The sequence below is a fragment of the Acinetobacter sp. UBA801 genome, from assembly GCA_002296655.1.
Lineage (GTDB): Bacteria > Pseudomonadota > Gammaproteobacteria > Pseudomonadales > Moraxellaceae > Acinetobacter.
Window position 1 is genome coordinate 17,630 of the sequence record DBIN01000026.1, and the last position, 10,921, is coordinate 28,550.

Below are 10,921 nucleotides of genomic sequence, written 5' to 3' on the forward strand. Positions count from 1 at the left end.
CGCGCACATTAATTTTCCACTCATGAAAATCTCTCCTGTAACCAACAACGGCACAAAGTAAATAGACTCAACTTTTGATGGATAATGGTTCTTTAGGCACGTTTAGTGAAATATCTTTCCTTCAATTAATAGTTTTTATAGATTAATCCAATATTATATTTTGCACTCAAATCGTTGCATAATGATAAAGTCATATTTAATTAGCGTATAAAACAATAATTTTTATCAAATAGTTGTTTATAGATTATACTTTTATTATTCTATAGTAAGACATATTTTGAATTAATCCTTGGAATAACTGTATGGAATTACGTCACCTTCGCTACTTCATTACTGTGGCTGAAGAGCTCAACTTCAGTAAAGCGGCGCTTAAGCTTTATACCGCTCAACCTTCGCTGAGTCAGCAAATTAAAGATTTAGAAGAAGATGTAGGTGTTAAGCTACTCAACCGTACCAAACGTAAAGTCGAGCTAACCGAAGAAGGTGCTGTATTTTTAGAACAGGCGCGACTGACTTTGGCGCAAGCCGACAAAGCCGTTGCTATGGCACGTCAGGTGTCGCAAGCCAAACAGCATAGGCTGCGTATTGGCTTTGTTCCTGTCGCGGAGATGAAAATCTTCCCGTATATCCTGCCGCATCTGCGCGTGCAAAACCCTGATTTAAAAATTGAATTGTTGAGTTTAAACAACACTGAGCAAATGAAAATGATTAAAAAAGGTGAACTCGACATCACCTTTAGCCGCCACAATATCAACAGTGATGAAATTGAAAGCCAATTTGTGCTGCGTGAACCGCTGATTTTTATTTTGCCCAAAGATCATCCATTGGCAAAATACGAACGCATTCCTATCAAAGCTTTGAATGGCATTGATTTTATTATTCCTTCGGCAGAAGCTTCATATAACTTGCATCACCTGATTGTCGATTTTGCCAAACAGCACAACATTGAACTAAACATTGTGCAAAAAGCTGACAACATTTTATTTAATATCAACTTGATTAGTATAGGCTTAGGCTGCACCATTTTACCGAGCTATGTTGCCTCGCTGACCATGGAGAATACCGTGATCCGCCCACTTGATGTAGAACTTCCACACTTAGATTTATACATCAGCTACTGCAAAAACAGCCATTCCGCTGCAGTACATAAATTTATGGAACTGCTTACGCGTATGTTCTATTTGGACATCAACCGCGAACAATAATTCTAAAACCAATCCCATTGATTCAATCTTTCAAAAGTGCTTGCTGCTTGATGTAGCGAGCACTTTTTGTGCATTCTAGATGCGAAAACACATCTTTAGACTTAAGTCTAAACTTATTTTTTAATCTTTTTCTGAGCTAGTGCCGATTCTTGCACTCAAACATTCCCCTTTTGCAGTCTTATTTTTCTTCGCTTCGCTACCACATTTGCTGCAAACTATAACTTAAGTCTAATTAGTTAAAATAGCCACAACATCGCTATTTTCTAAAATTAGGCTGATGATAACAGCCAATAACACCTTTAGAAATAACACCTTTAGATTGGCCATCCAAAAAGGATCAAGAATGATAAAAACACCCTTCAGCAGAATGAAAACAGGGATTCAATATCGTCCTTATTTCTTTATCAGTTTTGTGATTACCATTGTGCTGTATGCTATTTTTCAGACCCTCACTGCATGGACATGGTCTAGCTGTTTATTGATTAGCTGGAATATCGCAATTTCCTGCTATTTGGTTTTAATCATGCGGAATTTGTGGCACAGCGATCATGTGCATATTTTACAACGGGCCCAACAACAAGATGCCAGCAAATGGCTGATTTTATTCTTGGTATTTTTAACCTTAGTGATGTGTTTTATTGCGATTATTGTCGAGATGAATTTGTTTGCACAAAGTGAGTTTGTGCGCATGGGACATTTTATTTTATCCATTACCACCATTTTATGTGCTTGGTTTTTTATGCATACCATTTTTGCGATTCACTATGCGCATGACTATTATTTAGCACTGCAACAACATCAAGAAGGCGGGTTGGATTTTCCCAAGACGTCACACCCGACCTACCCTGACTTTTTATATTTCAGCTATGTCATTGGTACATCAGCACAAACTGCCGATGTTTCGATTAGCTCACAACCCATGCGGGTACTTAACACGCTACATATTATTTTGGCTTATAGCTTTAATACCACTATTTTGGCGATTTGCATTAACTTGGTCGCGAGCTTTATTCAGCACTAAATGAGATACATAAAAAGGATGGCAATTTGCCATCCTTTTTACCTCACTGCGCTTAGTTTACACCACGTGCAGTTAAGTTTTTTTTTAATCACAGTGTTAAATTCTTCCGCTTTTTCAACCTGTAACTAGTGACTACATTGGCTGAAACTGTGTGCATCGGCGTGTGACACAATATTTTAAGGGGCTTAGGAAGTTAAAATTCTTCTAAATTGTTTTTACTGGATTTAACCCGCCTGACGTAAACGATATTGCTGCACTAAAAAATCATGCAAACTCGGTACATCAGGCGCAATGGTTAAAGGCTGATAACGTTGCAAGACTTCTACACTGTGCACACCATAACTCACGCCCACACGCGGCATGGAAATGTTTTGTGCCATTTCTAAATCGAAGGAAGTGTCGCCTACCATAATCGCTTGCCCGACTGGCACATTGGTACTATTCAAAATTTCCTGCAGCATTAAAGGATCAGGTTTAGATTTGGTTTCACTCGCAGCACGTGTCGCTACAAACAAATCCTGACTTTGGGTTTGTGCCAACACACGATCTAAACCTTTACGGCTTTTGCCTGTTGCCACTGCCAGTTTCAATCCCAAATCTGACAACTCATCTAGCATATCTGCCACACCCTCAAACCAAGCATCGGTTTTTGAGTGTTCTACATAGTGTTCTGAATAGCACTGCAAAATCGCTTGATGCAGCTCTGGCACTTCAGGAAATAAACGCTGTGCCACTTCAGGCAGACCCAAACCAATAATACTTTTGGCCGCGGCATCGGTCAGGGGTTGCTGAAATTGTTGTGCTGCGAACTGCAAACTTGCCACAATTTGACCGACGGAATTAAATAAAGTGCCATCCCAATCAAAAATGATGAGTTCTATAGGTTTGTTCATATCAAGTTCCTAAATTTGATTCGGCTTTAAAATTCCTTCGCTTGACCTTAACTCAAAAGGATAAACGACCAAGAATCAGCACATATATCACAACAAATATTCGATACGCGAAGGGCGACATGAATGTCGCCGTTTCTCTGAGGCACAAGGATGTTCCATCAGCAAAACAAAAGATTTTTGTCTTGCGAAGCGGTGCTTCCCATCATCTTTGAAAAGGAAGGGATAGCCTACACACCCAAAATTTAAATTAAAAACGTTAAACTATGGCTGTCAATTACCCCTGAAAACCTAATTTCTTTCTTGCAAAACAATATTCCTCATCTTTAAAAAGAAGGGAACTATTACCACACAATAGAGAGTTACAAAAATCAATCAGGTGTCGCTGTCTGCTTATCCGCCTTTTGCGCTCGAAGCTGCGCCACCAAACTCTGCATATCTTCAGGTAAAGGCGCTTCAATCACAGGATAGCCTGGAATTTCCAAACGCATGGCATGTAAGCACAAACGACGTGGCGCAGGGCCACGATATTCAGTTTGATGGCCGTATTTATCATCACCTACTAACGGATGCCCAATACTTAAACCATGCACACGAATTTGATGGGTACGTCCTGACAACGGAGAAGCATATACCAAGCTAGCATGCATAAAACGCTCTGCCACATTCCACTGGGTTTTAGACGCTTTGCCTTCTTTAGATACACGTACACGACGTTCGCCATTCGCCAATTCATAACGATGTAACGGCGCATCAATCAATTGCTTATCCAAACTCACCTGCCCTTTGACAATGGCAGCATAAGTTTTTTGGATTTTATGTTCGCGCAATAAATCTTGCAGGGTTTTTAAGGTACTGCGTTTTTTAGAAATCATCACCAAGCCTGAAGTATCACGGTCAATACGGTGAATTAATTCCAAATATTTTTTTCCTGTCGCAGCACGCAAACCTTCAATCAGGCCATAAGCTACACCACTGCCCCCATGCACGGCAATTCCAGATGGCTTATTGACGACCATCAAGCCTTCATCTTCATAAATCACACGTGCCAGTAGGCCTTGCGTAACCTTGTCAGATACTGGTACAGCAGATTCATCTTTTTGCTCATAACGAATAGGCGCCACACGAATTTGATCACCAATATTCAGTTTAGTTTCTGCTTTAATGCGCTTTTTATTGACCCGCACTTGCCCTTCACGAATCAAACGATAGATGCGACTTTTAGGCACCCCTTTTAAACGACTAAACAAAAAATTATCGATGCGTTGACCCGCTTGATGCTCATCCACTTCAAACCAAGTGACACTTTGCCATTGTTGGGTAGAATTCATACAGTTAAGAGACCTAATAAAATACTAAAATTGATTAAAAAATGATCATTTAGGCTATGCTTTACACAAGAAACTTAAGCTTAGCCCATAGGCAGATGATGCAAGGTTTGATATAGTCAGCGCACGGAAACCATCGTCAGTGGGTTAACGTTGAATCTTTTCAGACTTTTCTGAAATAGAGCAATCAACCAACATCCCACGACATACGAGCAGGTCCCAAAAGAATTATGCCGACGCCGAAGGCTTATTATATCGGCAAAAAAGCAAACTGTTGCGTTTAATTGTACCTTAGGTACATAAATCAGTTTGACTGAAAAAATATGTCGCCAACTCTAGTTGGTTTTTAAACGTAAACTGATACACATCAGATTAGTCGCACCCTGAGAACCACTTCAGGCTAAAGCGTTTGATGTATTGGATCTGCACAATTTGTAAAGATACGATGATAATTCCGTATCAAGACACTCTATCTATGAAAGAAGAGATAGTCTTCGAGCAATGTGACAGTGAAAGTTACACACATCCAATACACCGCTCGTCCGCCAGTGAAGTGATCAGGTGACTTTATCCGTTTAAAGGTTAAAGCCGTATTGCCATCATCAATACGTGAATCAAAACCAAAGCTGATCTATATCAAAATAGACGCTGGGAATAAAAGACTCAAAGCACAATGAAATTCATTGCAGATTTGAGCCATTGATCCGTGATGCTTGATGTTCGCTACGTGTCTAGCGATTTTTTGCTGTGTATCACTATAAGGTGTTACACCCATGAAACGTATGTTGATTAATGCAACACATGCCGAAGAAATTCGCGTTGCACTTGTCACTGGTCAGCGTCTTTACGATTTTGATTTAGAAAATCGTACCCGTGAACAAAAAAAATCGAATATCTACAAAGGTCATGTGACCCGTGTAGAGCCTTCTTTAGAAGCCGTATTTGTTGAATACGGTGCAGGTCGCCAAGGCTTCCTTTCTATGCGTGAAATCGCAAACTCTTATTTCAAAGCCGATCCTCGCCAAACTTCCAATATTCGTGAATTGATTACTGAGGGCACTGAGCTTTTAGTGCAGGTAGAAAAAGAAGAACGTGGCAACAAAGGTGCTGCGCTCTCTACCTTCATTTCCTTGGCAGGTCGTTATTTAGTACTTATGCCAAACAACCCGAAAGGTGGCGGTATCAGTCGTCAAATTTCAGGTTCTGTACGTGAAGAACTCAAAGAAATGCTGGCATCTTTAAACATACCACGCGGCATGAGCGTGATTGTACGTACTGCAGGTATTGGTCGTTCACAAGAAGAATTACAGCTTGATTTACAACACTTGCTTGACCTTTGGGCTCAAATTCAAAATACCGCAAGTTCTGGCCCATCGCCAATGTTGGTACACCAAGAAGCAGGTGTAGTCACACGTGCAATTCGTGACTACTTGCGTGATGATGTTGCCGAAATTTTAATTGACTCAGAACAAGCTTATAACGAAGCCTATAACTTCGTAAAAGCCGTGATGCCACGTCAGTTAGACAAGCTAAAAACCTATACTTTAAATGAGCCGCTATTCGCACATTTTGGTATCGAAAGCCAAATTCAAACAGCTTATGAGCGTGAAGTTAAATTGCCTTCAGGCGGTTCTATTGTTATTGACCAAACTGAAGCATTAGTTTCAATTGACATCAACTCGGCAAAATCTACCCGTGGTCAAGATGTTGAAGATACTGCGCTTAATACCAACCTTGAAGCTGCCGAAGAAATTGCACGTCAATTACGTTTACGCGACATCGGTGGTTTGGTGGTCATCGACTTTATCGACATGACCAAAGACCGCAACCAACGTATGGTTGAAGCCAAACTTCGTGAAGCGACGCAAAGTGACCGCGCACGTATTCAATTTGGTCAATTATCGCGTTTTGGTTTAATGGAAATGAGCCGTCAACGCTTACGTCCATCGCTTGAAGAAGCGACTGGCTACGTTTGCCCACGCTGTCATGGCACAGGCATGGTGCGTGACCTACGCTCTCTTTCACTTTCTATTATGCGTAAAGTGGAAGAGATTGCCCTGCGTGAACGTCATGGCGAAGTTCAAGTCGAAGTACCCGTTGAAATTGCGGCATTCTTACTGAATGAAAAACGTCACAGCCTAGTTTACCTTGAGCAAACTTCAAATGTGCGAGTAACTGTATTACCACACCCACACTTAGAAACCCCACATTACGAAATTTCGTATAATCCTGAAGGTTTTGCACCAACAAGCTATGAACGTACTGAAGCAACTCGTTCAAGCGAAAAAGAGTTGGGTTATGAATCTTCTGAATGGCATTTAGAAGAAGCCGATCAATCGCACAGCCACGCTGCTGCACCTGCGGCAGAAAAAACCTCTGCAAGAAAACCACAAGCAGCACAGCAACATAAAACATCTGCACAACAGCAGTCTGCGCCTGCGGCAGCAACAACTGCTGCAAGTCCTTGTGCATGGTTAGAAAACCTATTTGTTCAAAAGCAAGCCAGCACCATTGATCAAGCACGTAGTGCCAACAATGCTGCAGCAGCCATTGAGCAAATGGTGAATAGCGGTGCTGTGAGTCGTGGTCAGTTTGGTCAAATTGCAACTGCGTCTGCGACCCCTGCTGCAAGCAGTCAAAATGTGTACCTTGCACCATCGACAGTAGCACAAAAAACTGAGCGTGACTCTGCAGATAAATCTGCTGAACGTGAAGACAAACCTGCTCCGCGTCACAACAACAAAAAGCCGCGTCACAGCAACAATAATAACAAACACAAAGAGCAACGTGAGCCGCAAACTCAGCACGACAATCAACAACATCCAGTGCATGAAGAAGTGGTTCAGATGTCGCGTCAGGAGCAACGTCAAGAAGCGCGTGAAAATAAACGCAGCTCTCGTCGTCAGCATAGCAATGACCAAGCACCGCAGCAGCAAGATGCTCAAAACAACAATGAGCAGCAGCAAAATGCTGTGCCACGTCGTGACCGTCGTAACCAGCCTCGTCCAGAACGCCCAATTCGTCACCGCGACCCAAGCGTATTGAATGAGCAAACACCTACCGCAGTTGCTTCTAATCAGCCGAAAGTGGACTTAATTGATGCACCACGTCAAGAGTTCAATACTACGGCTTTGGTGGTGAATATCGATCAGGCTCAAACTGAAATTGTGGCATTGAATGCTGCACCAGTTGCGGCTGTACCAGTGACAGCAGTAGAAGCAACTGTGCTTGAAACTGTTACTGAACCAACTCAAGCTGTTGCTGCGGTAGAAGCTACTCCTGTTATTGCAGAAGAAACAGCTACACCTGCGGAAGTACAAGCACAACCGACTGCGCCTGCAAAACGTGCCAGCAATGACCCGCGTCAGCATCGTCGTCAGCAACGTGCAACTCAAGCACAGCAAGCAGCTACACCAAAGTTAAAACCTTCACAGGTGCCAACTTTAGCGCAATACAGCATTGGTAGTCTGATTCGCCACGTCTATGGTGAAGATTGTTCAGTTCTGATTGAACAGTTTGGCTTAATTCCAACGTTCAACCGTGCTTTGCAGAAGTTCACTGACGAGTATGCTGCGAGCCTCGTTAGCACTGCACCTGTGGCAGAGAAAAAACCTGTCACTCGTGATGTAGAAGTTGCCAAAGCTGCTCCTGAAGCTGAGCCTGCACCTGTGCTAGACCTGACACCACCTAAACCTGTGTCAGACAAACGGGTGGCCAATGACCCACGTGAGCGTCGTCGTTTAGCAAAGCAGGCCGCTGAACAAGCGTTAGAGCAAGCTAAGCAGGCTCAAGCAGTTGAAAAAACTGATGCAGAAGCTGAAACCAAAGCAGCCCCTGTAGCAGCAAATTCTGCAACCGAAGTTGAACAGCCTGCTGCTGCAAATGCTGAAGCAGAAGCTGTTTCTACAGAAGTCAGTACGACTCCAGAAGAAGCACCTGCTGTAACAGTTCAAACTGAGCAAGTAGAACAACAGACTGCCCCTACCGAAGCAGAAACTGCTGAAGCATCTAGGTCAGTCGCTGCGGAACCAGTACAAGCAGAATTGGCTGTAGATAATCCAGCCGAAACAGCTGAATCTGAACAAGAAAAAGCAGACAAAGAAAAAGTGGTACGCCCACGTCGTCCACGTGGTCGTCCACCAAAGAAAGCTACGCCGCCAACTGAGTCGTAATTCGGACTTTTTCAGCGGAATAAAAAAATCCAGTCATTTCGATGACTGGATTTTTTTGTAACGTAAAACTTAGCGCATCGACCTGAATTTTAGTCATGCTGCGATTTAGATTTACTCCATGATTTTATAAAATCCAGTATAACGCTGAAAAATTAGGTTGATTGCACTAGGGCTAAGGGATTACAAAACAATAAGACGCGATGCAGTGCAGATGCAACGGATGATGACAAAAACAGGATTCTTATGAACCAGATGACAAAAAGCGATTTAATTGGCTTAACGGATGTTGCGGCAAAAATTCCGCAGTTTATGACTAAAGTGCCCCACCTGATCACAGGGTTAAAACAAGCCTATTTACGCACACCCAACACGCCTGCAGGCTTAGGTCTAGCGTTTGAAAAAGCTGTGCATCGCAACCCTCATGGCTGTGCATTAATGTTTGAAGATCAGCAGTACAGCTATTTGCAGCTAAACGCATGGGCTAACCAAATTGCACATTACTATTTAAGCATTGGCGCACGCAAAGGTGATGTCATTGCGGTGATGTTGGAAAATCGCCCTGAATTAATTGCCAGTGTCATTGGCTTGGCAAAAATTGGCGTTATCGCGGCTTTGGTCAATACCGCACAAGTCGCCAAAGTTTTGGCGCACAGCATTAATTTAGTCAAACCAATTGCCGTCATTGTAGGTGAAGAATGTCGCCAAGCCGTTGCCGATATTCGCCAAGAACTTGAGCTTGCAGAAAACCGTCTGTACTGGTTTGCAGATCAAAATACCCGTACCGATACTGGCACTGCTCCCGAAGGTTTTCAAAATTTAGCGCAATGTATAGCATCATTCCCAAGCTTTAACCCTGCCACCACACAGTCAGTACAGGGCAAAGATGGGCTGTTTTATATCTATACCTCAGGTACCACAGGCTTGCCTAAAGCAGTGATTTTCACCAATAGCCGCTGGACGCTGGCTTATGGCACCTATGGTCATGTCTTAGGTTTAAACCAAGATGATGTGATGTACTGTACCCTGCCGCTGTACCATGCCACTGGTATTGTGGTGTGTTGGTGTGGCGTAATTGCAGGCAGTGCCACCTTTGCCATCCGCAGAAAATATTCCACTTCATGTTTCTGGCAAGATGTACACAAATTTAATGCCTCAGCTATTGGCTATGTAGGCGAATTGTGCCGATATTTAATAGATGCACCTGCTTCTGATTTAGAGCAGGGACATCGCGTAACTAAAATGATTGGCAATGGCATGCGCCCTAATATTTGGAGCAAATTCAAAACACGCTTTGGCATTCAAGAAATTCTAGAACTGTATGCGTCTAGCGAAGGCAACGTTGGTTTTAGCAACGTGTTTAATTTTGACAATACCGTTGGTTTTTCGCCTACACCTTATGCGGTCATTCAATTTGATAAAGAAAAAAATGAGCCTGTACGCGACGCCAAAGGCAACTGCATTAAAGTCAAAAAAGGCGAAGTCGGCTTATTGATTGGAAAAATCACCCGTCGCTCACCATTTGATGGCTACACCGACCCCGAAAAAAACAAGGCGGTGATGATGCAAAATGTGTTTAAACAAGGTGATACCTATTTTAATACAGGCGATTTAGTCCGCAATATTGGCTTCCGTCACGCGCAGTTTGTTGATCGTTTAGGTGATACCTTCCGCTGGAAAGGTGAAAACGTATCCACCACAGAAGTAGAAAATATTGTCAGTGACTATGAAAAAATTGCTGAAGCTGTCGTGTATGGGGTTGAAATTCCACACACCAATGGCCGCGCAGGTATGGCTGCGATAACCCTAAACGAAGGCTGCCAGTTAGACGAACACGACTTGCGTCAAATGCTAATACAGTTTAAAAAAGCAATGCCTGCTTATGCAGTACCCGTTTTTTTACGCATTCAAAAGCAAATGCAAACCACAGGCACTTTTAAATACCAGAAGAACACCCTGAAAACTCAAGGTTTTGATTTAAAACAGTGTGATGAAAAAATTCTGGTGTTATTGCCAAACCAATCTGCTTATTGCGAGCTAACCCAAGAAATTTACAACAATATTCAACAGTATCAATATCGCTTCTAAGCCACCACGTTGCCTATTTTTTGATTAGATACGATAAATTTGTTGCATTTATAATCAAACATAGGCAACTTTTTTATTTTTTACTTGCGCTCGCTTCATATCTTGCTACAATACGCTCCATCAAACGAAGTGGTGCTTTAAGCTATTTAGCTTGACTTGCACTGCACATTCAAACCAAGTTTGAATGATGGTTCAGGGTCGTTAGCTCAGCTGGTAGAGC

The 10,921-nt window shown here is 42.5% G+C and carries 6 protein-coding genes; 4 read left to right on the top strand and 2 right to left on the bottom strand.

Annotation, left to right across the window (positions count from 1 at the left end; all coding sequences use genetic code 11):
• Positions 1–302: 302 nt before the first annotated feature.
• Both hcaR and B2W49_RS04845 read left to right on the top strand, forming a co-directional pair.
• Positions 303–1,205, top strand: coding sequence for a DNA-binding transcriptional regulator HcaR (hcaR, locus tag B2W49_RS04840; protein WP_291335052.1), 903 nt, complete (start codon positions 303–305; stop codon positions 1,203–1,205).
• A gap of 343 nt (positions 1,206–1,548) precedes the next feature.
• Entirely contained in the window at positions 1,549–2,226 is a 678-nt protein-coding gene (locus tag B2W49_RS04845; protein WP_291335054.1) for a DUF1345 domain-containing protein, read from the top strand.
• A gap of 224 nt (positions 2,227–2,450) precedes the next feature.
• Here the strand turns inward: B2W49_RS04845 and B2W49_RS04850 are convergent, their stop codons facing one another.
• Both B2W49_RS04850 and B2W49_RS04855 read right to left on the bottom strand, forming a co-directional pair.
• Positions 2,451–3,119 (bottom strand): HAD-IA family hydrolase, encoded by a 669-nt coding sequence (locus tag B2W49_RS04850; RefSeq protein WP_291335056.1) that lies wholly within the window; start codon positions 3,117–3,119, stop codon positions 2,451–2,453.
• A 368-nt stretch (positions 3,120–3,487) separates the two neighbouring features.
• Complete coding sequence (locus tag B2W49_RS04855) at positions 3,488–4,447, bottom strand: RluA family pseudouridine synthase (RefSeq protein ID WP_291335057.1); 960 nt, start codon at positions 4,445–4,447, stop codon at positions 3,488–3,490.
• A gap of 770 nt (positions 4,448–5,217) precedes the next feature.
• Between B2W49_RS04855 and B2W49_RS04860 the strand changes: the two genes are divergently transcribed.
• Together B2W49_RS04860 and B2W49_RS04865 are read left to right on the top strand one after the other, a co-directional pair.
• Entirely contained in the window at positions 5,218–8,616 is a 3,399-nt protein-coding gene (locus B2W49_RS04860) for an Rne/Rng family ribonuclease (RefSeq protein WP_291335059.1), read from the top strand.
• A 243-nt stretch (positions 8,617–8,859) separates the two neighbouring features.
• Positions 8,860–10,701: a long-chain-acyl-CoA synthetase gene (locus tag B2W49_RS04865; RefSeq protein ID WP_291335061.1), complete on the top strand. Its 1,842-nt coding sequence runs from the start codon at positions 8,860–8,862 to the stop codon at positions 10,699–10,701.
• Positions 10,702–10,921 lie beyond the last annotated feature (220 nt).

Excerpts from the sequence above, each read along its gene's own strand:
- B2W49_RS04845 (WP_291335054.1), top strand. The coding sequence starts at position 1,549 with ATGATAAAAACACCCTTCAGCAGAATGAAAACAGGGATTCAATATCGT.
- B2W49_RS04860 (WP_291335059.1), top strand. The coding sequence starts at position 5,218 with ATGAAACGTATGTTGATTAATGCAACACATGCCGAAGAAATTCGCGTT.
- hcaR (WP_291335052.1), top strand. The coding sequence starts at position 303 with ATGGAATTACGTCACCTTCGCTACTTCATTACTGTGGCTGAAGAGCTC.
- B2W49_RS04865 (WP_291335061.1), top strand. The coding sequence starts at position 8,860 with ATGAACCAGATGACAAAAAGCGATTTAATTGGCTTAACGGATGTTGCG.
- B2W49_RS04855 (WP_291335057.1), bottom strand. The coding sequence starts at position 4,447 with ATGAATTCTACCCAACAATGGCAAAGTGTCACTTGGTTTGAAGTGGAT.
- B2W49_RS04850 (WP_291335056.1), bottom strand. The coding sequence starts at position 3,119 with ATGAACAAACCTATAGAACTCATCATTTTTGATTGGGATGGCACTTTA.